The organism is Terriglobales bacterium (genome assembly GCA_035691485.1).
Classification (GTDB): Bacteria; Acidobacteriota; Terriglobia; order Terriglobales; family Acidobacteriaceae; genus JAIQGF01.
Window position 1 is genome coordinate 1 of record DASSIZ010000093.1, and the last position, 25,784, is coordinate 25,784.

Sequence of the window (25,784 nt, forward strand, 5' to 3'; positions counted from 1 at the left end):
CGAGCGGAACTTGATGTTCGGGTTGCTCTTGCCCAATACCTTGGTGATCGCCGCCGTCAACGTGGTCTTGCCGTGGTCAATGTGTCCGATCGTCCCCACGTTCACGTGCGGCTTGGTGCGGGAAAATTTTTCTTTCGCCATTCCTCTGCTCCCGTATCGCCCCTCTTGGGCTCCGGTTATTTTTATGACTGCCATCCCGGTCCGCGCCGGGCCAACGAATTCCGCCGCTCGCGCGGCTGCTGCTTACCTGTTTACCGCCTTGCCCGCGACGCGGGCGATGATTTCCTCCGACACCGAACGCGGCACTTCCTCGTAACGCGAGAAGTGCATGGAAAACGTCGCCCGGCCCTGGGTATTGGAACGCATTTGGGTGGCATAGCCGAACATCTCGCTCAGCGGCACCATCGCCTTGATCACCTGCGACCCGGCGCGGTGCTCCATGCCCTCGATTCGTCCGCGGCGCGAGTTCAGGTCGCCGATGATGGCGCTCATGAAATCTTCCGGCACCACCACTTCTACCGACATCACCGGCTCCAGCAGCACCGGTGTAGCCTTACGCGCGGCTTCCTTGAAGGCCATGGAACCGGCGATCTTGAAGGCCATTTCACTGGAGTCCACGTCGTGGTAGCTACCGTCATACAGGACGGCCTTGACGTCGACCATCGGGTAGCCGGCCAGGATGCCGCCTTCCAGCGCTTCCTTGATTCCTTCGTTGACCGGCTTGATGTATTCCTTGGGCACCGAGCCGCCGACCACCTCGTCCTCGAACTCGTAGCCCTTGCCCGGGTTCGGCTCCAGCTTGATCTTGACGTGACCGTACTGGCCGCGCCCGCCGGTCTGGCGGATGAACTTGCCTTCGGCCTGCGACGGCTTGCGGATGGTCTCGCGATACGCGACCTGCGGCTTGCCGACGTTGGCCTCCACCTTGAATTCGCGCATCATGCGGTCGACGATGATTTCCAGGTGCAGTTCGCCCATGCCGCGGATGATCGTCTGGCCGCTGTCGGCGTCGGTGTTGACCTTGAAGGTGGGATCTTCCTGGGCCAGGCGTCCGAGTGCGACGCCCATCTTTTCCTGGTCGGCCTTGGTCTTGGGCTCGACCGCGACCGCGATGACCGGCTCGGGAAACACGATGGATTCCAGCACGACCGGCTCTTTCTCGTCGCAGATGGTGTCGCCGGTGGTGATGGTGCGCAGGCCGACGCAGGCGCAAATGTCGCCGGCGTAGATCTCGCTGATTTCCTCGCGCTTGTTAGCGTGCATCTTCAGCAGCCGGCCGATGCGCTCGCGCTTGTTCTTGCCGGGCAGCCAGATGCTGTCGCCGGTCTTCAGCTGTCCGGAGTAAATGCGAATGAAGGCGAGCTGGCCGACGAAGGGGTCGGTCATGATCTTGAACGCCAGCGCGGCCAGGGGCGCGTTGTCGTCGGGCGCCCGTTCCACTTCTTTCCCGTTATCGGGGTTGATGCCCTTCACCGGCGGCACGTCGGCGGGCGAGGGCAGGAAATCCACCACCGCGTCCAGCATCGGCTGCACGCCCTTGTTCTTGAACGCCGAGCCGCACAGCACCGGGAACACCTTCAGGGCGATGACGCTCTTGCGCAGCGAACGGCGTAGCTCTTCCGGCGAGATCGATTCGCCTTCCATGTACTTGTGGAGGAGTTCGTCGTCGTTTTCGACGATGGATTCCACCATCTGGTTATGGAACGCGCTCGCCTTCTTCTTCAGGTTCTCGGGAATCTCCTGGACTTCAAACTTGGCGCCCAGGGTTTCTTCCAGCCAGACCACGGCCTTCATTTCGAACAGGTCGATGATGCCCTTGAAATTGGATTCGCTGCCGATGGGAAGCTGGGTGGCGACGGGCCGCGCGTTCAGACGCTTGCGGATGGTCTCGATGGCGTGCTCAAAATCGGCGCCAGTCTTGTCCATCTTGTTGATGAAGCAAATGCGCGGCACGCCGTACTTGTCGGCCTGGCGCCAAACGGTTTCCGACTGCGGCTCGACGCCATGCACGGCGTCGAACACGGCCACCGCGCCGTCGAGCACGCGCAGCGATCGCTCCACCTCGGCGGTGAAGTCCACGTGGCCGGGCGTATCGATGATGTTGATCCGCTCATCGCGCCAGGTACAGGTAGTGGCGGCGCTGGTGATGGTAATGCCGCGCTCCTGCTCCTGCTCCATCCAGTCCATCGTGGCGGTGCCTTCGTGGACCTCGCCGATGCGGTGCGTGCGTCCGGTGTAGAACAGCACGCGCTCCGTCGTCGTGGTCTTGCCGGCGTCGATATGCGCCATGATGCCGATGTTGCGGCAACGATCTAATGGAACTTGTCTGGCCATTGAATCTTTTCGTACTCGGGTAATTGAGTAATTTCAAAAAACGGGGCAGTCGCACGCCGGAACCGGATCCAATCACCCGACTGCCCGATTCCGCAATTCCCCAATTTGTCTCATCACCACCGGTAATGCGCGAAGGCCTTGTTGGCCTCGGCCATGCGGTGCACGTCTTCTTTCTTCTTGATCGAAGCGCCGCGGTTATTAGCGGCGTCGAGCAGTTCGTTGCTGAGCTTGTCGGTCATGCCCTTCTCGGCGCGGCCGCGGCTATAGCTGATCAGCCACCGGATGGCGAGCGAGGTGCGCCGGTCCGGATTCACTTCCACCGGAACCTGGTAGTTGGCGCCGCCGACGCGGCGGGTCTTCACTTCCAGCACCGGCTTGGCGTTCTCGACCGCCTTCTTGAACAGCTTCAAGGCATCGTCGCCGCCCTTCTCCTGGATCTTCTTCATCGAGTCGTAGAATATGTTTTCGGCGGTGGACTTCTTGCCGCCCCACATCATTGAGTTGATGAACTTTGTCACCAGCGTTGAACCGTAGATCGGGTCGGCGGCTACCTCGCGCTTTCCAATGTGTCCTTTACGTGGCATGTCAGCTCTCAGCTATCAGCTCTCAGCTTGTTCTGCAGGAGCTTGAAAATTAATTCGTCCATTCCCTCAGGGGCTAAAGTCCCTGGCTCACTAGGCTTTCGGGCGCTTGGCGCCGTACTTGGAGCGGCCCTGTTTGCGGTTGGCGACGCCCACCGCGTCAAGCGTGCCGCGGATCACGTGGTAGCGCACCCCCGGCAAATCTTTCACGCGGCCTCCGCGAATGAGCACGATGGAGTGCTCCTGCAGGTTGTGGCCGACGCCGGGAATGTAGGTGGTCACCTCGATGCCGTTGGTCAGGCGCACGCGGGCCACTTTGCGCAGGGCGGAGTTCGGCTTTTTCGGCGTCTGGGTGTAGACGCGGGTGCAGACGCCGCGCTTCTGCGGGCAGGACTGCAAGGCCGGACTGGCGGTCTTGTAATTCGGGGCGCTACGCCCCTTGCGCACCAACTGATTAAACGTAGGCACTCTAGGCTGCTCCTTCGGAACCGGCGCTCGCGCACTGGATTTCCGTGAACGCGCAACGCCGCTGTCCGGGCATTCGGCGGGCACAGCGCCGCGCGCTCGTGCATTAAAATTGCTGGCCGGCCTGAGGCCGCCATAAATCCCGCACTGAAGCGGGAGATTTTCAGTTTCCTATGGCTGGGAGAAACGACGGTGACACCGAGCCGAAGCGGTAGGTGTTCCGTTTCGTCTTCCTCGTCCTGCATACCCCCACCACAGGAGGTGAGGCAGCGCAGGAACGTTTCAGCGAGGGCACCCTTACGGGCAAAACGTCTACAGCTCAGCCCCTACAAGCAAGCCAAACCTAACTCGCAGAACCTTTTGAATATAACAACTCAGGCCCAAACCGTCAACCCGCGAAGCGACCGGAATCGCACCTCGGTTGATAAATTAGATGACCAGGGAAGCGGTGGAATTCGTTCGACTCCACCACCTCGGCCCGCCCCTGCCGGTACCGCCATGCCGGGCAGGTTGCCGAATTTTTCACCAGCTTCTACACTGAGTTCTTTTCCAGCAACCTGCGGAAGATACCGTCCGGCCGAAAGGCGGGACGGGGAGGATGCATGCGGCGGTCGGCAGTCTTATCCATACCTCAGGGCTTCGATCTTCAGGCGCGGAACTTGGCGTTAGCAATTCTGGGCATCATGCTGGTTGGGCTGGCCGGATGCGGCGGCCACAGTTCCTCCACTACGGCGCCGAGCGCAGTGCAGATCAGCCCTTCCCCGCTGTCGCTCAATCTGGGCGGCGTGGCCTCGTTGACCGCGACGGTGGTCGATTCCACCGGCGCGGCTGTGACGGTCACGACAGGGTTCACCTACGCCTCCAGTAATAGTTCGGTGGCGACCGTATCCACAGCCGGTTCCGTGTGCGCCGGCAAATGGGACGCCAACTTTATTGTCTGCGACACCACCGGCGTGCAGCCGGGCACCGCCACCATCACCGTCACCAATGGCAGCGTGAACGGAACGGTCACGGTGTACACGCACCTGCACGTTGACCGCGTAACCGTAAGCCCCGGGTCGATCAACTGCATATCATCGACCCAAACACAGCAGATGTCGGCCCACGCTTTCAGTAACGGCGTCGATATCACGCCCACTGTCGGCCCGTTTAACTGGCAAAGCTCCATCATCGATGTTGCCACCGTCGATGCCAACGGGTCGGTAACCGCCAAGACGCCCGGCCAGGGCGGGATCATCGCCTCCGTCAGCTCGGTTTTCAGCCCCTCAGCCCCGTGGACAACTTGCCCGGTGCAAAGCGTTAACATTCACGTTAGCGGCGCAACGGATACCAAATTTACCCTGGCCGCCGCCGCCAGCACGAACAGCCTCGCCGCCGATGTCCTGGATAGTCACGGCCTTACCGTCAGCGTTCCGCTGACGTGGTCGAGCTCGGTTCCGACCGTGGCCACGATTAATAGCTCGGCGCTGGTAACCGCGGTCGCCGCCGGCACCACCGGTCTTACCGCGAGTTGTGCCGTAAGTTGCAATATCGGCTTGGCGCCGGTGTACAGCAACGTGGTGATAGGGAGTGTTTCCGGCTCTTCGACGACGACGGTCTATGCGGCCGGCACGTCATCCACCTCGCTGGTGCCGATCGACGCTACCGCGAACACGGCCGGGACAGCGATCACGCTGCCATCGATGCCGAATTCTCTCCTCTTCAATTCCCTGGGCACGACCGCCATCTTGGGCAGTAGCGCCGGATACATGTCGGTGGACACCACGACAAACGCCGTGACCCAGAATACAGGCGTACAAGGCACGGTCCTGGCGGTTTCCCCGGATAGCAATCGCATCATCGTGGCCGGAACCAATACCCTGTTCGTTGTCGGCATCGGATCGGGCATCGCGACCGAAACTTCGCCGATCGCCGCCGCTACGGCTGCCAGTTTCAGCCCCGATAGCCGGAATGCGTACATTCTCGCCGGAACTAATCTCTATTTCTGGACGGCGGGGGGGTCTTTCAAGCTGATTGCGCTGGGCGGCGCGGCAAGCGATGTCAAGTTCCTGGCCAATAATGCTTTCGCCTACATCGCTGGAGGCGCGTCGGGGCCCGCTGTGACCGCACGCGCTACTTGCGACAACTCGCTGGCCGACACGGTGATCACCCCCGGAGCTCCCAACCTGGTTGCTTCACTGCCCGACGCCAGCGCCCTGGTGGCTGCGGACTCGCCGGGTCTGGACGTGATCGCTGTCACTACCAACCACGTCGGATGTCCGCCGCCGCTCTCCGATACGCTCACTCATTTGACCTACGGCGTGGCCGCCTTCACGCCGAAGCAATTGATCGTGCTGGCCGACGGTACGCGGGCGTACGAAACCGGCAGCCCGGGACAATTGCTTGGCGTCACCACTTCGAGTTCCACCCCGTTTACCATCCCGCTCGCCAACGGCGCCACACCATTGACCGGCGGCGCCACGCTGGATGCCACCAAGCTCTACGTGGGCGGCAGCGACAATAACGTTCACCGAATCGACGTCGCGTCGGGCACGGACGCGCAGCAGATCAGCGTGTCCTTCACGCCCAACCTGGTGGCGGTCAGGCCGAAATGACGCATCCTTGGAACGATGACACCGAAAAACCCTAGCTCAACGGCGAGGGTTTCTTTTTTTAAAAAGAGCAGGGGGCGGCTTAAAGAGCAGGGGCGGCTTCACGGGAGCGCCACGGTTTCCGCGAACCTTACAAGCCGAACGCCTCGCCATAATCTTCCGGATCGATGCCGTGATAGGTAAGCGTGTGCTTGAGGCGATTGCGCAGGTCGGAAGGGGTGGCCTCGATGAACGCCCGCACTGCGGCTTCCATCGATACTTCGTCGTCGCCATCGTCGGCAGCGAGCGACTCGGCGCGATGCTCCATGGTCTCTTTCACGGCATCGCGCACCGGCGCCGGCAGTGCGCCGATCAATTCGGCAACTATCTCGTTAGCTTCGTCGGACCAAGTCATTTCTTGATCACCGCCGACGAACAAACTAAATAAAACTGAACGTCAGCGCAAATTATTTGCTACGGACGCTTTGCCGTTGCCTCCAGGCCGCGCGCGACCGAGTCAAGCACGCCGTTAATGAAGACGATGGACTCCGGCGTGGAGTAGCGGCGCGCGATCTCGATGGCTTCGTTGATCACCACTGGTTTGGGCACCTGCGGTTTGCCTAAGAACTCCGCCACCGCCGCGCGTAGCAGGTTCCGGTCCACCGCCGCCATGCGATCCATGCGCCAATTCTTGGCATGTTCCTCGATGACGCGATCGATCTCCGCTGCCCGCTCGGTGGCCACTTGGAACAGGTCTTCGACGTACTCCCGCACCTCCTCCGTCGTGTCCTTTTGCTCCGCCCAGAACGTACGACGGACCTGCTCGGCCGGCTGCTTGCCCATGTCGGACTGAAACAGCATCTGCAGCAGCAGTTCGCGGGATTTGCGTCTAGAACCCATCTGCTTATCGGCTATCGACTATCGGCTATCGACTATCGGCTATCGACTATCGGCCATCGGTGATCAGCGACTCGGCTGGTTCGACCCAAACATGTGAGCTCACAGGTGATCTATCGCTATTGGCGCCGGCTTTTGGGGGACGTCGATTTCTTCTTCGCAGCTTGATGCGAATTCTCCCGCGCCCTAATCCCGATCACCGATGGCCGACCGCCGGCGGCCGTTTTCAGTTGCGCCATCTCCACCGCCGCCAGCGCCGCGTCGTAGCCTTTGTTGCCGGTTTTCAGGCCGGCGCGGTCAATGGCCTGCTCCAGCGTATCGCAGGTGAGAACACCGAAGGCGTGCGGCACGCCAGTCTCCTGCGCCGATTGCCCGATGCCTCGCGTTACCTCATTGACGATAACCTCATAATGAGCCGTCTCGCCGCGAATCAGGCACCCAAGACAGATGATGGCATCGTACTTCCCGGTTTTCGCCAGCATGCGTGCCGCCGCCGGAATCTCAAATGACCCGGGCACGCGGGTAATCGTGATGTCGCCGGCAGTGGCGCCAAGCCGGCGCAGCCCATCCTGCGCTCCCGCGAGCAGACGCTCGGTCACAAAGGCATTGAAGCGGCCCACGACAATCGCGAAGCGCAGTCCGGCCGCGTCCAGCTTGCCTTCCCGCGTGTTGGTCGTGCGCCAATCCTGGTTATAAGAAAAGATGGCCAGGCGGCCGGCTCCAGCGGGCATTTCCAGGGTGAACAGGCGCGCACCCCAGTCCTGATCTGAAATCTTTTTAACGATTTTGAAGCCGCGCTTTTCGGCAATCTCGTAGACGGTGTCGGCGCTATCGGTTTCAATCACCAGGTCAGCGTCGGGAAAGCCCTCGCCCATGCCGACCTCCACCCCGGCTTCGCGCGCGTCGAACTTCACGCCCATACTGCGGCGGCCATCCCAAGTCTCACCGCGCGCCAGCCCCAGCGCCTCGAAAAATTCCACAAGCGCGCGATAGTCCTGCTCGCGCTTCGCGAACAACAGTTTGTGAAGGGACTTGATCATTTTGAAGACTCAGCCACAGAGAGCACAAAGGAATTGATGCGCCATAGCTTTGTCGCTTCGAGAAGCTCTCATATACGCCCTTGCGATTCCAGGAATTGCGCGCACTAGTTCCACAAATTCCAATTCCGGCAACCTCAAGCAGCTCCCCCCGCCCTCTGTGTCCTCCGTGGCTAACTATTTTCCCTTGAAGTTAGCGGCGCGCTTTTCCAGGAATGCCTTGGTGCCCTCGGTCTTGTCATCGGTGGCGCAGCAGACGCCGAACAGCGTGGCTTCCAGGTACAGGCCTTCCTGCAGCGTCATCTCCATGCCCTTGTTGACCGCTTCCATGGCGTACTGCACCGCCAGCGGCGCGTTGGCGATGATCTTGTGCGCGATCGCCTCCGCACGAGGAATCAGCTCCGGCTGCGGCACGACTTCGTTCACCAGCCCGATGCGATGCGCTTCCGCCGCGGTGATCATCTCGCCCGCCAGCACCAGTTGCATGGCGATGCCTTTGCCGACCAGGCGCGGCAATCGCTGCGTGCCACCGTAGCCGGGAATGATTCCGAGTTTGACCTCGGGCTGCCCGAGCTTGGCATTGTCGCTGGCCAGGCGCATGGTGCACGCCATCGCAATCTCGCAGCCGCCGCCGAGCGCGAAGCCGTTGATGCACGCGATCACTGGCTTGCCCAGGTTCTCGATCAGGTTGAGCACGCTCTGGCCCTTGTGCGTGTAGGCCTTGCCTTCGACCGCGTTGTGCTTGGAAAGCTCGTTGATATCGGCGCCCGCGATGAATGCCTTCTCGCCCGAGCCGGTGAAGATGACGACCCGAATGCTGTCGTCCGCCTTGACCATGTGAAACACCGACCGCAACTCTTCCATCGTTGCCATGTTCAGCGCGTTGAGCACCTTCGGCCGGTTCACGGTAACGTAGGCAATGGCGTTTTTCTTTTCGAAAAGAAGATTTTCGAAGGTGGTGACAGCCGGAGAAGATGACATTTTCGATCTCCACATCGGAAAAATTAAGAATGAAGAATTCAGAATGTAGAATTGCGACGCGCATGCTGCCGCGAATCATTCTGCATTCGTAATGCTTCATTCTTCATTTAGTTCAGTCCGCGGCCACCCCCGCCCGCTCGCTCGTCGCCAGCCCTTGCAATTGCGCGTCCTGCGGCACCGGCTTTGCCGGATCCGACCAGTCGTAAAAACCTTTGCCGGTTTTCTTGCCGTACCAGCCGGCCATGATCAGGCGCTTGAGCAGCGGCGGCGAGGCGAAGCGCGGCTCTTTGAATTCGTCGAACATCACCTGGGTGATGTAGTAGGTAGTGTCCAGCCCGACGAAATCCAGCAGCGTGAGGGGGCCCATGGGATAGCCGCATCCGAGCTTCATCGCGGTATCAATGTCGGTGATCGAGCCCACGCCTTCTTCGTAGGCACGAATCGCGTCCAGCATGTACGGTACCAGCAAGCGGTTAACGATGAATCCGGTCTTGTCGCTGGTGCGCACCGGCGTCTTGCCCAGCCTCTCCGCAAAGGCGTAACCGGTTTCAAAAACTTCGGGCGCGGTGGTGATGGTGCGCACCACCTCCACCAATTGCATCAGCGGAACCGGATTGAAGAAGTGCATGCCGATGAAACGGTCGGGGCGCTTGGTTGCTGCCGCCAGTTCGGTAATCGAGATCGAGGAAGTGTTGCTGGCGAAGATGGCGTCGCGCCTCACCACGGCGTCGAGTGAGGCATACATCTTCCGCTTCTCTTCTACGTTTTCAATGATGGCCTCGATAATAAGGTCGCAGTCGGCCAGGTCCTGCGGTTTCAGCGTGCCTTTCAGGCGTGCGCGGATCGCCTCCGGCTTTTCCTTCAGCTTGCCTTTCTCGGCGAACTTGGCGAGCGACTTCTCGATGCCAGAAAAACCTTTGTCAATAAAACGCTGCTCGGCTTCGAGCACGGTGACATCGAAGCCGGCCGTGGCGCAGACCTGGGCAATGCCCGAGCCCATCAAGCCGCAGCCAAGAACGCCAACTTTTCGGATTTCCATAAGGACCTCTTTCAACCACGAAGGGGACGAAGAATCACAACGGCCTTCCAGTTTTAGCGGCTAATTTGTATTCTCCACAATCATCGCAATCCCCTGCCCACCACCGATACAGGCGGTTGCCAGGCCGTACTTCGCTCCCCGCCGTCGCAACTCGTGCAGGATGGTGATGATCAAGCGCGTGCCCGTCGCGCCCAGCGGATGTCCCAGCGCAATCGCGCCGCCGTTCACGTTCACCTTCGAGCGATCGAGCCCTAGCTCTTTTTCCACCCCGAGGTACTGCGCGGCGAAGGCTTCGTTGACCTCGATCAGGTCCATGTCTTCGAGTTTCAGCCCGGCTTTTTCCAGCGCCAGGCGCGTTGCCGGCACCGGGCCGCGTCCCATGATCTTTGGCTCCACTCCGGCGATGCCCCAGCTCACAATCCGCCCCAGCGGCTTCTTGCCGCGCTTCTGCGCTTCGTCCACCGACATCACCACCACCGCCGCGCCGCCATCCACAATGCCGCTGGCATTGCCGGCAGTGACGGTGCCATTCTTGCCGAATGAGGGTTTGAGCTTGGCAAGACCTTCCATCGTTGTCTCGGGACGCAGGTGGTCGTCCTGCTCAAACATTTCTCCCGTGGGCTCGCCTTTGCGGTTCTTCAGCGGCACCGTCACGCTCTCTTCTTTGAGCCGGCACGCCTTCTGTGCCGCCGCCGCTTTCTGCTGCGACTGCAGCGCAAACTCGTCCTGCATCTCGCGCGTGATGCCCTGCTGCTCGCCGTAAAGCTCGGCGGTATTGGCCATCTGCAGGCCGCACCAGGTATCGAGCAATGCCACCATCAGCGAGTCTTCCATCTTGCCTTCGCCCAGCGGCAGGCCCCAGCGCGCGCCGCGGATCACGTGCGGCGCCTGCGACATCGATTCCATCCCGCCCGCAAGCACGCGCTGTGCTTCCCCGAGCTGAATCATCTGTGCCGCGCTGACGACGGCTTGCATGCCCGATCCGCACAGCCGGTTCACGGTCAGCGCCGGAGTTTCGATCGGCAGTCCCGCGCGCAAGGCCACGTGCCGCGCGCCATAAAGCGCGTCTCCGGAGGTCTGCTGCGCGTTGCCGAAGATGGCGTGGTCGAATTCCTTGGGGTCCATCTGCGCGCGCTCAATGGCGCCCTTGGCCGCAACCGCGGCCAGTTCCATGGCGGTAAAGTCGCGCAGCTTGCCGCAATAGCGGCCCATCGGGGTTCGCGCCCCGCTGACAATTGCGATGTCATTTGGCTTCAGCATACAGAGGAGTTCCGGAGGTTTGGCTGGAACCCATCAGTCTAGCAGTGAGAAATTCCGGAAACAACTAGCCACAGATCAACGCCGATGGATGCGGATCAGAACAGGAATTGCGAGTGGCGAAGGCGAAGGTAACCAGCGCGATCAGCGTTCATCTGTGGCCCAGTCGTCTCTACGCGGTCACCGCTGCGGCGTCCTGCGCTGCCGGCGCCAGCGACTTCACGCTGTGTGGACCTTCTGACTTGGCCATCTCCAGCGCGCTCTCGGCGCGATTGATCAGCTCGCAGACAATATCGGTAGCATCGAAGCGCTGGTGCATCACCGCCTCGGCAATGCCGACCGTCATCGGCAGTGGCGAAGTCTTCCCTGGCGGAAGAACGTTGGCCAGCACTTTGCGCAGCTTTTCCACCACGAAGAAACCGTTCTTTTCGCCGGTGTCGGCCAGCAGCAACGCGATGGTGGTCAAGTCATAGCGCACCGCCACATCATTCTGCCGGATGTGCCCGTTGATCACCTGCCCCAGTTGCTGTACCAGGCTGTCCACCATCGCCTCGCCATACTCCTTCACCAGCGCAGACGTCTTGCCAAAATGCATGAGCATGACGGAGCAAGTGGAGTTCTGCTCCTGGCAGCGCTTCACTTCCGACATCAGCACATCCAAGTAGGAAGCGCGTTTCAGCAACCCGCTGCGCTCGTCGGTGACGGCGAGCGTCTTCACCAGGCTGCGCAGGCGTGCGTTGTTGACCGCCAGGATCATCTGCTCGGAAATGGTTTTGAGCACCACCTCGTCGGTGGGCCGCCAGTTCCGCGGCGTGCCGCATTGCTCCAGCACCAGGATGCCGGCGAACTCGTCGCCATCCATCAGCGGCACCGCGAGGATCGATTCGATGTCCAGTCCTCGGATGAATTCGCGAATGGAATCCAGTTCCGGCGCCTTGGGCACATTCAACACCTTGACGGTGCCGTGCGTCACCGTGAGCGCGAGGCAGGCCATGACCAGCTTGACTTGCGCCATCACGTCGGCCGGCCTCACCCCCGGCGCAACATACTCCAGCGCCGCCGACGGCGGCTTGCCCGGCGTGCACAGCCCGGCCAGGCAGCGGCTGGCGTTCCAGTGCCGCCCGATTTCGTTCACCGCCGTGAACAGCACGCCCTTGACGCTGCCCTGGCGATAAATGTTGCGCGTAATCTCGGTTACACGCGCGAAGTTCTCCACGCCGCCCCCCTCGGCCGCGGACGTCGCAGGCAACGGCGAAGGAACCGCGGTCAAAGGAATGGCCGGCTTGACGAGGGCCGGCGGTCGCGGTTCCTGCCGGTAGCGAGGTGTGAAGCCGGCGGTCATGTAGAGGTCGCGCAGCTTTTCGAGTTTGTCTTCCTCGTGCGGAAACAGCTTGTGGATGCGCTCCAGCCGCTCCATCGCCTTTCCCCGCATCGAGTACTGCAGGAAGATTTCCGCCTGCAGCATCAGGTCTTCCAGGACCGTGGGTTCACCCTCGGGCGTCTCCGGGATGTCGCTTTCCGGCTCCTCCATCTTCCACACCGAGGTGAAGCGGCCGGCAATGGCGTTGTAATGAGTGCCATCAATCTTCCCCTGCAGCATGTCCAGTCGCCTCTGGTGGCCGGGTTCGTAAGCGTCGACCTCGGCGGCCCGATCCAGGCAGTCGGCGGCCTTGATGAAGTTTCCCGTGGCGTAGTACAGCTCGAACAGCTTCAGCAGCGTGCTGCAATAATCGGACTCGCGATTGGAGGCGTTGTAGACCTCGACCATGTATTCGAGGAACTCGATGCCGGCGTGTTGCTTGTCGGCAATATCTTTCATCAGCGCGACGAACTCGCGCTGCTTCCCCGCCTTAAGCTCGTGGACTTCCAGCTTGTGCGCCAATGCCAACGCGAGCGCATGGTGTTCCTCATCGAGCAGGGCGGCAATCAGTTTGCCGACTTCGCCGGCATCCTTTGGATCGCGCTCGAACAACTCCCACACCAGCGGCTCCGCCTCTACCAGCCTGCCTGCCGCCAGCAGTGCGGCAGCGTAGGCCTCGCGACCTTCGATCCGGCCGGTTTCCGAGGTGGCAAACGGCTCCAGCACAACAATCGCCTGCTCCAACACACCAGCGGCGTGCAGCGCCCGGCCATAGGCGAGCGCCGCGTCGACATTGCGCGGGTCCATCTCGTATGCGCGCTGGAACCAGGGAAGCGCATCGCCCCCTGCCTTGGCGGCAATCCAACCGACCTGGAGAAACGCGATGGCGGCGGTCTTGCCGTCTCCGAGCAGGGCTGCAAGTTCGCCCTGGCGTGTGTAGTTCTCTTCGCTGGGATCCAGCGCGATCATGTGCCGCGTAACCGCAAGCTCTTCCTGCTTTCTTCCCTCCGAGTCGAAGCCCCGCAACGCAGCGCGATATGCCTCTAAGGCATCCTGGCGGTTGGTTTTTTCGACCAGTTGGCCGAACTTGTAGGTCTGATCCACCGAGGGGCGGCCTGCGCGCAACAGCTTCTTGTAATTGGAAACCGCTTTGCCAACATCCCCGGAGCCGGCCTGGTGATCGAAGAGGGTGGAAAGATGGCGGGCGGCTTCGCTGCCATGGCCCAGGGCCAAACAAAGGTCAGCAGCTGTCTGCCGCACCCGGTCGTTACCCGGGTCCTCTTCGACCGCCGCCAGGTACTCCTCCAGCGCAGCGTCTTGCCTGCCTTTTTGCAGGAATTTTTCGGCTCTCTCGAGGCGTCGGCTGATGTCCGTCATGGGAACGAAGTGCGGCGTTGTACTGAGGGCGTGTCCGGCACCGGTTTTTGTGCAAGTGGCCCGCTAGTGCGGGCTTAATTGTATGCACAAGCACTCCCCGGAGCAATTGCAGATTCGCCTTACGGAAGTACGAGTACTCAGTGCGTAAGGGCTCTCGGTCGTCAGGCATCAGGGGATACGGCAAAGCCAGGGCACTACCAGTCTAGCCCACAGCGTAGTTACCGCGCCCCGCTCACCGGCCAGCGACAAGCTGTAACAAGCCGGGCTCAAGTAGAGGCGGCAATCCTAAGTTACAATTCTTCCATGCCCGACGACCTGCTGCGCCACCGGCCGCAGTTCCCCATCCTGGACGAGACCACCTACCTGATCAGCAATTCGCTGGGCGCCATGCCGCGTGCCGTTTACGACTCCATGCACGAGTATGCCGATTCCTGGGCGCATCGCGGCGTCCGTGCCTGGGAAGAAAAATGGTGGATGCTGGCGGCCGAGGTTGGCGACGACATTGGCGCCCTCATGAATGCGCCGGCCGGGACTGTTTCTGTTCATCAGAACGTCACCTTCTGCCAGGCGATTGTGGCCTCGTGCTTCGATTATTCCGGCAAGCGCAACAAAATTGTTTTCAGCGACCTGAATTTTCCTTCGGTCATGTATTTCTGGAACGCGCAGCGCCGCCGGGGCGCGCGTGTCGAGATGGTGCCAACGGACGGTATTCACGTCCCGCTCGACCGCATGCTCTCCGCCATTGACGAGCAGACGCTGCTGGTGCCGATCTCGCACGTCATCTTCCGCAGCGCCTACATCAACGACGCCAAGGCCATCATCGACCGCGCCCACCAGGTCGGAGCGCTGGTCGTGCTGGATACCTTCCAGTCGCTGGGCACGGTGCCGGTGGACGTCCAGGCTCTCCACGCGGATTTCGTATGCGGCGGCGTCTTGAAGTGGCTCTGCGGCGGCCCGGGGGTGGCCTATCTCTACGTCCGGCCTGACCTGGCGTCGGATTTGCAGCCGACATTGACCGGCTGGATTGCCCACGAGCAGCCCTTCGCATTCCAGGTCGGCGAGCAGCGATACAGCAGCGGGCAATATCGCTTCATGAATGGCACCCAAAATATTCCCGCGCTCTATGCGGCACAGCCGGGGGCGCGAATCATCCGCGAAGTCGGTGTCGATAAAATCCGCGCCAAGTCCGTTCGCCAAACGGCCAAGCTGATCGAACTGGCGGAAAAGCGCGGCTGGCGCGTGAATACGCCGCGTGATCCTGAGCGCCGCGGCGGCACCGTATCCATCGATATGCCATTCGCGCAGGAGGTCTGCGCCGAACTCATCAAGCGCAACATCCTGGTGGACTACCGTCCCAACGCCGGCGTGCGCATGTCGCCGCACTTCTATACCAAGGATGAGGAACTGGAAGTCGCCATCCGCGCCGTCGAAGAAATCCTGAGCGCCCGGACCGCCGCCGCCCGATGAACTACCGCGCCGTCTTGTTCGATTTCGACTACACCCTTGCCGATTCCACCCGCGGCATCGCGGAGTGCATCAACTACGCGCTCGCCGAGATGGGATGGCCCGCAGCCTCGGCGGTCGCCATCTCGGAAACCGTCGGCCTTTCACTCTCCGACACGCTCTGTCGTTTGAACCGTTCCGCGACACCGCAGCAGTGCGCCGAATTCTCGCGCCACTTCATTGCCCGCGCCGACCAGGTGATGGTCGCCTCCACCACGCTTTACGACACGACTCGCACCGTCATCCCCGATCTCAAGCAGCGCGGATTGGCGATTGGCGTTGTTTCCACCAAGTACCGTCACCGCATTGAGGGCGTGCTCGAGCGCGAGCGCATGCGGAAATATTTCGACATCATCATCGGTGGCGAAGACGTCGCTCAGCACAAGCCGCATCCCGAGGGCGCGCTGAAAGCCGTGGAAGCGTTGGGTCTCGCCGCGAAGGATATTCTGTACGTCGGCGACAGCGTCGTTGACGCCGAGACCGCCCGCCGCGCCCGGCTTCCTTTCGTCGCCGTTCTCACCGGCGTGACCGTTCAGCACGCTTTCGCCGGCTACGCGCCAATTGCCATCCTCGATTCGCTGGCTCGCGTCCCGGAACTGCTGAACAACCACAGCAGCAGCCGCGAGTAGATACTCCCTATTCAGGTACCCGGCGCTTGACATTTCGCCTTTTATTCGCCAATACTGGGCACGAGAGGAGCGTCCCTCATGGCCCTCACCCGTCGCCAACGGCAGGTTTACGACTTCATCGCCAGCTTCGTGCAGGCGAAAGGCTACTCGCCCTCGTTTGAGGAGATCGGCGGCGGCCTCGGTCTGTCTTCGCTGGCCACCGTGCACAAGCACATCTCCAACCTGGAAAAGAAGGGCCTGCTGAAGCGTGACTACAACCGCAGCCGCTCCATCGACGTGCTGCCGCCGCGCGGCCGCATGAAGCAGACGATGGCGGCGCCGTTCTCTCTTCCTCTGCTCGGACGCATTGCCGCCGGCCAACCCATCGAGGCAGTAGAAAATCCCGAATCCATTTCCCTGCAGGATTTCACCGGCTCCAAGGACGTTTTCGTGCTCCAGGTGCGCGGCGACTCCATGCAGGACGAAGCCATTCTCGACGGCGACTACGTGCTCGTTGAAAAGGTCCAGACCGCCCGCAATGGCGAGATCGTGGTGGCGCTGGTGGACGGCGCCGATACCACGCTGAAGCGTTTCTATAAAGAAGGCGACCGCATCCGGCTGCAACCGTCGAACGCCGCCATGCAGCCGATCGTCGTTGCCGCCGCCGCCGTGCAGTTGCAGGGCCGCGTCATCGGCGTGCTGCGCAAGTACTAGGCGGGCACGCGGCCTGATTTTTTAGTTTGGTAGTTTTTTGAAACCGCCCCAGTTCTTGAAGCCTTCCCCCGTCCCGGTCTGCTGCGGTATAACTTCAGCACGACTCCATGAGCGAGAACAACCACCGTCTCGATTACGTTGAGATTCCCGCCGAGAACATCAAGGCGACGAAGGAATTCTATTCCCGTGTGTTCGGCTGGAAATTTGAAGACTATGGCCAGGAGTACACCAGCTTCCACGACGGCCGCCTGAGTGGCGGCTTCGTCAAGGGCCCGCCGGTCATTAAGGGCGGTCCGCTGCTGGTGGTCTATGCCGACGACCTCGCGCTCACCTATGCCAAGGTAGTCGGTGCCGGCGGCAAGATTTCCAAGTCGACGTTTGAATTTCCCGGCGGCCGCCGCTTTCACTTCATCGATCCCAACGGCAACCAGCTGGCAGTGTGGTCGGATAAGTAGGCTTCCGGCCCACGGCGCAAGCTTCTCGCGTACGAGCCAAGCAAAGAAAAAGCTCGGTTTCCACCGAGCTGTCCTTCCTGGCGCCTGAAGGCCTACGAAGAAATGTGCCGCTCCAGCGCTTTCTCGATCTGCTCCTTGGGCACGTAGCCGACAATCTGTTCCTTGACCTGCCCGCCCTTAAAAATCAGGAGCGTGGGTATGCCGCGGATGCCGTAGCGCTGCGGCGTGGCCGCGTTTTTGTCCACATCCATTTTTCCGACCTTCACCTTGCCGTTATACGAACTGGCCACTTCGTCCACGATCGGAGCCAGTGCGCGGCACGGACCGCACCACGCCGCCCAGAAATCTACGATCACCGGTTGTTCCGACTTCAACACCGTCTGGTCGAAGTTCGCATCCGTCACTTCAAAAATCGCATTATTGCTCGTCGTGCTCGCCATTAATCCTCCAAGAAGAATGCCCGAGTTCTTACCGTCGCCGCAGGTGCCTTTTTCCGGGCACCCTCCTCGCGGCTCAACATCGTAACACTACATTGGATGCACGTCGGTATAAGAAGAAGCAGGGCTCCCCCGGCCGCAAGCTCTGGCCGCAAGCTCCGGGCGCCGCCTCAAAGCCTGCCTTCAACTCGTGGAATAGATGCGGCTTGCCTGGGCCGAGAGATGCCTCCGGGCCGGCGTCAGGGCTCGTTGGAGCGTGAATCGAAGGTTGAGTGGAAGCGGGGGCGATGAAAGCTAGTACGGTTGGCGCTCCACTCTAGCCCGGTTTTGGCCAGAGTGGGAATTTTCTTCGTTCGGTCGACCCTAACGCCTTGCAATTAAAACCCGAAAATGCGACGTCCCGGCTCATCACCGGGACGCCACGGCAGCCCTCCCCCAGAACTGCCTTGCAACGATGGGGATTATGGAGTTTTCGCCTGGGCCTGTAAACGTCACTTCCGTAACCCAAAAGTAATCTCGAAGTAACCCGGGCGACTAACCCGCGAGCGTACTGGGTTCACGGTTTCTGCCTGGCGCGGGTCTCAAGCATATGGAATCTGCCGCTCCCGAAGCCAAGTAAAGATCACCGGCGTCACGATCAAAACGTGCAGCAGAGAGCTGACCATGCCGCCAAGAACGGGCGCGGCCAGCGGCTTCATGAACTCGGCGCCGGTTCGCGTAGACCACAACAGCGGTAAAAGACCCGCGACCACGGTCGCTACCGTCATCACCTTGGGGCGGAGACGCAGCAGCGCGCCTTCCATCACCGCGGCGTGCAAACCTTCCCGAGTCAGCTTTCCATCGACAGCAATCCGTTTTGCGACCGCCTCCTCCAGGTATATGACCATAACCACGCCGGTCTGCACCGCCGTCCCGAACAGCGCGATGAAGCCAACCCACACAGCAACTGAGAAGTTATAGCCCAGTGCTTTGACCAGGAACACGCCGCCGGTCAGCGCAAAAGGCACCGCCAGCAATACGTGGGCTGCTTCTTTCGCCGAGTGGTAAGTCCGCCACAACAGGAAGAAAATGATGCCGATGACGACTGGAATCACGATCTCCAGGCGCTTCTTCGCGCTGATCTGGTTTTCGAACTGACCGCTCCAGTCGACGTAGTAGCCGGCTGGCATCTGCACCTGGCGGGTGACCGCGTTCTTCGCTTCGGCAACGAAGCCGCCAACGTCGCGACCTCGGACGTTCATCAGCACGGTCCCGCGCAGCAGCCCGTTCTCGCTGCTGATCATGGAGGGTCCCATCACCATGCTCATGCTGGATACCTGGCCAAGCGGCACCTGTACGCCGTTTTTTCCTGCCACCAGCACCTCCCGCAGGCCCTCGATATCCTGACGGAAATCACGCGCATAGCGCACCCGCAGTGGGAACCGCTGACGACCCTCGATGGTGGTGGTCAGGTTCTTTCCGCCGATCGCCGTCTCAATGACGTCTTCGGCGTCCTGCACATTGATGCCGTAACGCGCCGCCTTCGGACGGTCTACCTTGATTTCCAGGTACGGAGCACCGGTAATCTGCTCGGCATACAGATCCGCCGCTCCCGGCACCTTCCGCAAGACCTGTTCGATCTCTTGCGACTTCTGCTCGATCACCCGGATGTCCGGCCCGAATACCTTCACTCCGACCTGCGTGCGAACGCCGGTGGAAAGCATGTCAATCCGGTTGCGGATAGGCTGCGTCCAGATGTTGCTCACGCCGGGGATGCGCAGCTTCTCATCGAGTCGCTGCATAATCGCGTCCTTCGTGGTGCCCGCCGGCCATTGGTCCTTCGGCTTGAACACCACCGTGCTCTCGGCCATGTTAATGGGGGCCGGATCGGTAGCCGTCTCCGCGCGCCCGATTTTTCCCACGACCATTTCAACGGCGGGATCGGCAGCGATGATCCTGTCCTGTTGCCGCATGATCTCGGTCGCCTTCGTCAGCGAAATGCGCGGGTCAGTGATGGGCATGAACAGAGCGGTTTCTTCATCCAGCGGCGGCATGAATTCCGAGCCAATGGTGGTCGCGGTGTAGATCGCGCCCGTGAACAGCGCGGCGGCGATCCCGATGGTCGCCAGCCGGTGCCGCAGCGCCCACCGCAGCACGGGTTGGTAGAAGACCCGCAGCCCACGCATGATGGGGTTGTCGTCTTCCCGGTGAAGCTTGCCTCGGATCAGGAACGTGCACAGCACCGGCACCAGCGTTACCGCAAGAACGGTCGAGCCCAACATGGCAAACGTCTTAGTGAACGCCAACGGGTGGAACATCTTGCCTTCCATGCCGGTCAGGGCAAACACCGGCACGAACGCCAGGATGATAATCACCATGGCAAAGAAAATTGGACGCCCGACCAATTTTGCCGCATTGAGCGTTATCTCCCAGATGTGCTCCCGGTAGTTACCGTGCTCCTCATCGTATTTTTCCGCTTGTCGTATCACGTTCTCCGTCATCACGATGCCGGCATCCACCAGGACCCCAATGGCAATCGCAATTCCGCCCAGCGACATAATGTTCGACGATATGTCCGCCCCGCGCATGAACAGGAACGACATCAACACGGCCAGCGGCAGCGGCAGTGTGACGACAAGAATGCTGCGAAAGTGCCAAAGAAAGACAATGTGCGCCAGCGTGACCAGAATGATCTCTTCGATGAGCGCGTGCCGCAGTGTGTCCACCGCGTGATTGATGAGGATACTGCGATCGTAAAACGGAACGATCCTGACCCCCTTGGGTAGTCCGGGCTGCAGCTCGGCGATCTTGTCTTTCACCGCCTGGATCACCTGCTGAGCGTTGGTGCCGTAGCGCGTGACCACGACGCCGCCGACTGCTTCTTTGCCGTTCTTGTCCAGCACGCCGCGGCGGAATTCCGGTCCCAATTGCACCCGGGCAATATTGCGCAGGTAAACCGGGGTGCCCTTCGCGGCATTGACGACAATGTTGTCAATATCCGACAGGTTGTTGATCAGCCCCAAGCCGCGGACCATGTACTCGCTGTCGTTGACCTCTACGACCTTCGCGCCGACATTGTTGTTGCTCCGTTCCACCGCCATTAAGACATCGCTCAGGGCGATGTTGTAGGCGCGCATCTTCATCGGGTCCAGATCGACCTGGTATTGGCGGACGAAGCCGCCGACACTGGCCACCTCCGCCACGCCCGGCACCGCGTTGAGCTGGTACTTCACAAACCAGTCCTGAATGGAGTGGAGGGTGCCGCTGTCATACGGCCCTTCGACGGTGTACCAAAACACCTGCCCGACGCCGGTCGCGTCCGGTCCCATCATCGGCGTGACTCCGGATGGCAGAAAACTGCCGGCCAGATTCAGCCGCTCCAGCACACGCGTTCTCGCAAAGTAGATGTCCACGCGGTCCTCGAAAATCACGTTGATCATCGAGAAGCCGAACGCCGACGATGAGCGCACCGTCTTCACCCCTGCCAGCCCTTGCAGATTCACCGTCAGCGGATAGGTAATCTGGTCTTCGATTTCCTGAGGGCTGCGGCCTGGCCAATCGGTGAAGACGATCACCTGGTTCTCGCTGAGGTCGGGAATCGCGTCAATCGGCGTACGCACCAGAGCCCAGTACCCTGCGATTGCGAGCACTACGTACACGGCCACGATTAGGGCCCGGTTCTTCATCGAGAATTCAATGATTCTGTCGATCATGGCGCCCTCACTTCGCGGTCAGGCGCGTGCGATAAGTCGCCATCACCTGTCCGTCCTTGCTGGCTTCCACGGTGACGTTCCACGGACCCGCCATGGGAACGTTGCCTTTGCCCATGTACATGCCGGATGTCCACGGCACGTCGAACGAGCTGCGCATTTCGGGCATATTCATCGAGGGCATGGCGGGCATCACGAGCGTGACCTTCACTTTCGCCTCCGGAATGGGTTTGCCCACCGCGTCGGTCAGAGTGACGTGAAACATCGCCTCTTGCGCTCCCTTCGGCGGATTCGGATCGACCATGAAGCTGATCTTCGCCGCCGCTGCCGGTTTCGCGCCGTTACTCTCCGTAGCCGCGCCGTTGGTCTGCTTCTGGAATTCCTTCGAGCCGCCGAACAGGCCGGTCATGCCGCCGCTGAGCCGCGTTTGTGAGTCGATGAGAAAGTTGCCGTTCGTGACCACCTTCTCACCCAGCTTGAGTCCGCGCAGAACGGGATAGACATCGCCGGTGGCGCTGCCGACCTCCACATCGCGCGCTTCGAACGCGCCTTCGCCGGTCGCGACGTACACCAGTTGCCGCGTGCCGGTGTCCAGCACCGCCGAGCGCGGTACCACCATCTGCTCGCGGGCGCTCGCCAATGTAAACAGCGCGCGCACATACATCCCGGGCACCAGTCTCATGCCCGGATTTGCTACGTGCACGTGCACCGGAATGGTGCGCGTCTGCGGGTCGGCTGTCGGTTCGATAAATTCGACTTTGCCGTGAATGACCTGGTTCGGCAGGGAATCCGAGCGCAGCGCCACCGGTTGACCGGCGTGGATCTGCGGCAATTGCGACTCGTACACTTCCGCCTTAACCCAGACCGTGCTCAGGTCAGCCAATGTGAACAGCGTCTCGCCGGCTTGGACGTACTGCCCGCGCGCCACCTTGCGTTCGACCACCGTCCCGCCGCTCGGCGCGTATATGGTGATGAGTGAGCTGTTCGCAGAATCCATCTGCTTTTCGGAAATGCCCCAGAGTCCCAACCGTTGCCGGGTTGCATCGACCAGTTGATTCGCCTGGGCGACCGCTTCCGGCGTGCCGTGCGCCAGGTGCTCGCGGTTTTGTTTCGCCAGCCGGTACTCTTCAAGCGTGCTGGCCGCGTCAGGACTATAGATTTCCGCTACCGCTTGCCCGCGTCGCACCCGCTCGCCCGTGTACTGGACGCGCAACACTTCAATCCTGCCTGCGACTCGTGAAGGGATCACGGAGAGCTGCGCCTCGGGCTGCTCCACCCGCCCGAATGCGTCCACGTCGCTGCTGATCTTTTGTTTGGTGACTTCGGCCACTTGCACGCCGGCTGCATTCAGCTCGTCGGGCGACAGCTGTACCGACCCGACCGTCCGGCCCACCTCCTGACCGCCAGCCGTATCCGGCCCCGGCCCAGGCATCGTTGATGCTGGTTTCTCCGAAGAGGGAGACGATGGCTTGGCGTGATGCTCATGCTGTGCAGCGAGCGCGCCCAACACCATAACGGCCGCGAGCACTCCCGCTCCGATTCCGCCGAATAAGAACTTCTTCTCTCTCGTATTCATTGCCGGACTCCATTTCCCGCTTCTTCCCGCGGAACAGCCGCCCCGATGGCCCGCTCCAGGTCCGCAAGCCTGCTATCCAGTTCCGCAGCGGTGCGATAAAACGATGACTGCACATCGAGCATCATGTTTTGGCTATCAATGAGGTTGAGAAAGTCGGTTCGGTCGTGCTGATAGGCGGCGGCCGCCGAGCGAAACGTCGCTTCCGCCTGCGGCCGCAGCGTGTCGCGATACAACTCCAGCGCGCGTTGCGCCGAGCGGACCTTAATCAGCGCTTCCTGGATCTCCAGCGACACGGCCGAGCGCCGCATCTCGTATTCAGCGTTCGTGGTCTCGGTCATCGCCTTGGCTTCTGCAATTTCGGAATCGTGCTTCCGCCGGTTCAGCCATGGCAGGTTCACCGTGAGCTCCGCCATGTAGTTGTTGCGCGTCATCGAGCCAGCGGGCATGAGCATGTATCCGGCCGCGACCGTGTAGTCAGGCGTGTACGCCTTGCCCGCCAGGTTGGCACGCGCTTCGGCAACCTTCTGCTGTGCCGCGTAGGCTCGCAACTCTGGCCGGTTCTCAACCGCAATCTGCTCCAGCTTGGCCAATGACGGAATGTGCGCCACGGTCGAGTACCGCCCGGCGATCTCGAGTGGAGTGGAGGGATCGCGCCCCATCAGTGTGTTCAGGGAAGCACGCGCCATCTCGCCTTGCTCCTCGAGCATGATCAAGTGCTCTTCGAGCCTGGTGATGGCGATCTGCGCCTTGAGCACGTCTTGTTGCGGCACGCGCCCAACGGTGTACTTGACCGTCGCCGACCCCAGCGCCTGCTTGGTGAGCTGCATTTGCTCGTCGTGGACGCGCAGTTCATCGGCGTTTCGCATCAGGTCGTAAAAGCTCTTCCGCACCCTTGCCTGCACGTCGCGACGCGTTGCTTCCAATTGCTCTTTGGCGACCTCCACCTCTTTTCCCGCCACGTCTGACCGCGCCGCCCGTTTGCCAGGTCCGGCGAACGTCTGCTGCAGCATGAACATGTTCTGTGCCTGGTTGAGGTCGTAGGGCCGGTTCAGGGGCGTGCCCCAGTCGCGATACATGAACATGGGATCGTCGAGCGCTCCGGCGCCTGGCACTCGTGTCTGAGCCACCGACACCCGCCGCACCGCGGTCCGGATCTCGGGATTGCCGACCATCGCTACCGCCTCAATCTGCTCCAGCGTGAGTGGCGACGAGCGCGGTGGCATCGCCGGCATTTGCTGCTGGCCAAATGCGAGCTGCGACAAAGAAATCAGAATTACTGCCGTTGGGAATTTCACCTTTCCTCCAGATTCTGTGTGGAACCGCTGCCTCTCGGCCGTTCGTGAGAAGTCAATGCCTCGAGTCAGCAGACCCGCGACCACAGGCCAGTCGCTCGCACGCAGACATCAACGTGCGGTTGGCTGCTTAGAAGGAAAGGGATCAGATTCTGAGGACGGAACTGCAGTTCGGCCCTACCGGAGGCGAGGGCGCAGTCTCAACAGGGGAAGTATGCTCGGGGCTTATCTCGTCTAAGAAAGATATCTGCGCCACCAGCGCGGCCACCGGTTGATCGCCGCTGGCGGGCCTGACAGGTGTCATCGCTGTGGGCAGCGGGCTTGGACCGTTGCCGATGTAGCAGCATCGCTTTTGGGGGCCCATGGCCCGTTGAGCCAGTTGGTGGCAACAACTATGCTGATTCGCGGTGGCCGCAGCGAACGCACCGCCCAGCGGCACAAGTAGTAACACCAGCATCATCGCTGCGACGGCCAGGCGACTTGATCGAGCCCGGAACATTCTGGCTTATTAGACTACCATTGCCACACAGTCGTATGTGACCCCTATCACATGTCCCTGTAGCGAAGGTAACGTCCGGCGTAGGCTCTCTGAGCGCACGTGCAACTGAGATATATGGTGCCGGGAGGGAGACTTGAACCCCGTTGGGGCAGAACAGCAGATATCTCTCGGGCCGCGGTTAAATCAGCGTACTTGCTCACGAATCCGCGTCTCTAAGGTGTAACCGTGATCTCCGCCGAGGCGGTTTTGATTGCTTGGGTGACAAATCCGTCGCTCTGCATCGCTTGCAGTACGACGTGGTAGGTGCCGGGTGTGGCGGGCGCGTGATACACGGCCGTTGGGGCGGTACCCCTGCCCTCGTTGTAAATGACGTAACCATAGACGCAATTATTGAAGGATGGCGGGATCGTAGGGTTCAGGTACCCGCAGGAGGGAGCAGGAGTCGCTGGCGTGGATGGTCCCTCCTGCATGTACCAGATGATGTCAGGTGTACGTGTAAAACCGCTCGCGCTGCCGGACAGGTTCACCGTGCCGTTGGCGGCCACCGTGGCGGATGCGGGGGTGATCGTAACCGACAGTGCAGAGGCCGGCGGCGCATCGCTGCCACACCCGCTCAGGAAGATCGCAACATAGCTAAGAAACAGGGCCAATCGCATTTGCAATCCCTTTGAGTCCTGGACCAACGCACCCGCCCACGTTGCTACGGCGTAACGATGCCCGATGTTGTTGCCGCCAAACCGTGCGGGAGTGCGTGCCGGTAGGGCGAGTAGGAGTAATCGGTGCCAGGCTCCGAGTGGGCTTGGATGACAACGAAGTACGCGTTGCCGGCCGTCATTACACCAGGGGGCACCGTGATCGAAGTCGCTGTGGTGTGCAGTACGCCAATCTCCTCGGCCGCGGCGGATCCGCCACCATCGAACAGCCGCCAGATCGAAACGCGGTAGCCGGTCGCGGTTGTTGGAGCGGTCCACGACAACACCGGATTCAACCCCACCCCGGACTGATCCGCGAAGAAGCTGTTGCCGTTGATGGTGGGTGAAATTACCGGCGCAACCAGCGGCCTCACTGGATCCGCGTATGAGGGCAAGCTCGCGGTACGCACGTGACAGATCA

22 protein-coding genes are annotated in these 25,784 nt (G+C 61.2%); 5 read left to right on the forward strand and 17 right to left on the reverse strand.

Annotated features, from left to right (window positions below):
- From VFI82_12195 to rpsL, 4 genes are all read right to left on the reverse strand, one after another.
- On the reverse strand, nt 1-141 hold a 141-nt coding region (locus tag VFI82_12195), incomplete at its 3' end, for a GTP-binding protein (GenBank protein ID HET7185440.1).
- Nucleotides 142-243: 102 nt separating this feature from the next.
- A complete protein-coding gene (fusA, locus tag VFI82_12200) occupies nt 244-2,334 on the reverse strand; it encodes an elongation factor G (protein HET7185441.1) in 2,091 nt (696 codons plus the stop codon).
- A 113-nt stretch (nt 2,335-2,447) separates the two neighbouring features.
- On the reverse strand, nt 2,448-2,918 hold the full coding sequence (gene rpsG / locus VFI82_12205; GenBank protein ID HET7185442.1) for a 30S ribosomal protein S7: 471 nt from the start codon (nt 2,916-2,918) through the stop codon (nt 2,448-2,450).
- Between the two features lie 90 nt (nt 2,919-3,008).
- A complete protein-coding gene (rpsL, locus tag VFI82_12210; GenBank protein HET7185443.1) occupies nt 3,009-3,383 on the reverse strand; it encodes a 30S ribosomal protein S12 in 375 nt (124 codons plus the stop codon).
- 599 nt (nt 3,384-3,982) lie between these two features.
- Here rpsL and VFI82_12215 point away from each other — a divergent pair.
- Nucleotides 3,983-5,974 (forward strand): Ig-like domain-containing protein, encoded by a 1,992-nt coding sequence (locus VFI82_12215; GenBank protein ID HET7185444.1) that lies wholly within the window; start codon nt 3,983-3,985, stop codon nt 5,972-5,974.
- Between the two features lie 127 nt (nt 5,975-6,101).
- Here VFI82_12215 and VFI82_12220 read toward each other — a convergent pair whose 3' ends face one another.
- The 7 genes from VFI82_12220 to VFI82_12250 all read right to left on the reverse strand — a co-directional run bounded on the left by VFI82_12220 (nt 6,102) and on the right by VFI82_12250 (nt 13,898).
- Nucleotides 6,102-6,365 (reverse strand): DUF2621 family protein, encoded by a 264-nt coding sequence (locus VFI82_12220; protein ID HET7185445.1) that lies wholly within the window; start codon nt 6,363-6,365, stop codon nt 6,102-6,104.
- Between the two features lie 59 nt (nt 6,366-6,424).
- A complete protein-coding gene (nusB, locus tag VFI82_12225) occupies nt 6,425-6,850 on the reverse strand; it encodes a transcription antitermination factor NusB (GenBank protein ID HET7185446.1) in 426 nt (141 codons plus the stop codon).
- Between the two features lie 116 nt (nt 6,851-6,966).
- The gene (ribH, locus tag VFI82_12230; GenBank protein HET7185447.1) at nt 6,967-7,887 is read right to left on the reverse strand and encodes a 6,7-dimethyl-8-ribityllumazine synthase; all 921 of its coding nucleotides are present in this window, start codon (nt 7,885-7,887) and stop codon (nt 6,967-6,969) included.
- Between the two features lie 174 nt (nt 7,888-8,061).
- On the reverse strand, nt 8,062-8,865 hold the full coding sequence (locus tag VFI82_12235) for an enoyl-CoA hydratase-related protein (protein HET7185448.1): 804 nt from the start codon (nt 8,863-8,865) through the stop codon (nt 8,062-8,064).
- A 112-nt stretch (nt 8,866-8,977) separates the two neighbouring features.
- Nucleotides 8,978-9,904: a 3-hydroxyacyl-CoA dehydrogenase family protein gene (locus VFI82_12240; protein HET7185449.1), complete on the reverse strand. Its 927-nt coding sequence runs from the start codon at nt 9,902-9,904 to the stop codon at nt 8,978-8,980.
- 60 nt (nt 9,905-9,964) lie between these two features.
- A complete protein-coding gene (locus VFI82_12245; GenBank protein ID HET7185450.1) occupies nt 9,965-11,164 on the reverse strand; it encodes an acetyl-CoA C-acetyltransferase in 1,200 nt (399 codons plus the stop codon).
- Nucleotides 11,165-11,333: 169 nt separating this feature from the next.
- Entirely contained in the window at nt 11,334-13,898 is a 2,565-nt protein-coding gene (locus VFI82_12250) for a tetratricopeptide repeat protein (protein ID HET7185451.1), read from the reverse strand.
- Nucleotides 13,899-14,201: 303 nt separating this feature from the next.
- Between VFI82_12250 and VFI82_12255 the strand changes: the two genes are divergently transcribed.
- From VFI82_12255 to VFI82_12270, 4 genes are all read left to right on the forward strand, one after another.
- Nucleotides 14,202-15,365 carry an aminotransferase class V-fold PLP-dependent enzyme gene (locus VFI82_12255; protein HET7185452.1) on the forward strand — a complete coding sequence of 388 codons (1,164 nt, stop codon included), beginning with the start codon at nt 14,202-14,204 and terminating at the stop codon, nt 15,363-15,365.
- Nucleotides 15,362-16,030: an HAD-IA family hydrolase gene (locus VFI82_12260; GenBank protein HET7185453.1), complete on the forward strand. Its 669-nt coding sequence runs from the start codon at nt 15,362-15,364 to the stop codon at nt 16,028-16,030. The genes VFI82_12255 and VFI82_12260 overlap by 4 nt, the downstream gene beginning before the upstream one ends.
- A 78-nt stretch (nt 16,031-16,108) precedes the next feature.
- A complete protein-coding gene (lexA, locus tag VFI82_12265) occupies nt 16,109-16,723 on the forward strand; it encodes a transcriptional repressor LexA (protein ID HET7185454.1) in 615 nt (204 codons plus the stop codon).
- 107 nt (nt 16,724-16,830) lie between these two features.
- Nucleotides 16,831-17,178, forward strand: a complete 348-nt coding sequence (locus VFI82_12270; protein ID HET7185455.1) for a VOC family protein — start codon at nt 16,831-16,833, stop codon at nt 17,176-17,178.
- Between the two features lie 92 nt (nt 17,179-17,270).
- Here the strand turns inward: VFI82_12270 and trxA are convergent, their stop codons facing one another.
- The 6 genes from trxA to VFI82_12300 all read right to left on the reverse strand — a co-directional run.
- Nucleotides 17,271-17,618, reverse strand: coding sequence for a thioredoxin (gene trxA / locus VFI82_12275; GenBank protein ID HET7185456.1), 348 nt, complete (start codon nt 17,616-17,618; stop codon nt 17,271-17,273).
- A gap of 578 nt (nt 17,619-18,196) precedes the next feature.
- On the reverse strand, nt 18,197-21,307 hold the full coding sequence (locus VFI82_12280; protein ID HET7185457.1) for a CusA/CzcA family heavy metal efflux RND transporter: 3,111 nt from the start codon (nt 21,305-21,307) through the stop codon (nt 18,197-18,199).
- 7 nt (nt 21,308-21,314) lie between these two features.
- Nucleotides 21,315-22,880, reverse strand: a complete 1,566-nt coding sequence (locus VFI82_12285; GenBank protein ID HET7185458.1) for an efflux RND transporter periplasmic adaptor subunit — start codon at nt 22,878-22,880, stop codon at nt 21,315-21,317.
- On the reverse strand, nt 22,877-24,175 hold the full coding sequence (locus VFI82_12290; protein HET7185459.1) for a TolC family protein: 1,299 nt from the start codon (nt 24,173-24,175) through the stop codon (nt 22,877-22,879). The genes VFI82_12285 and VFI82_12290 overlap by 4 nt, the downstream gene beginning before the upstream one ends.
- Before the next feature lie 708 nt (nt 24,176-24,883).
- A complete protein-coding gene (locus VFI82_12295; GenBank protein HET7185460.1) occupies nt 24,884-25,327 on the reverse strand; it encodes a hypothetical protein in 444 nt (147 codons plus the stop codon).
- Between the two features lie 44 nt (nt 25,328-25,371).
- On the reverse strand, nt 25,372-25,784 hold a 413-nt coding region (locus VFI82_12300), incomplete at its 5' end, for a hypothetical protein (GenBank protein HET7185461.1).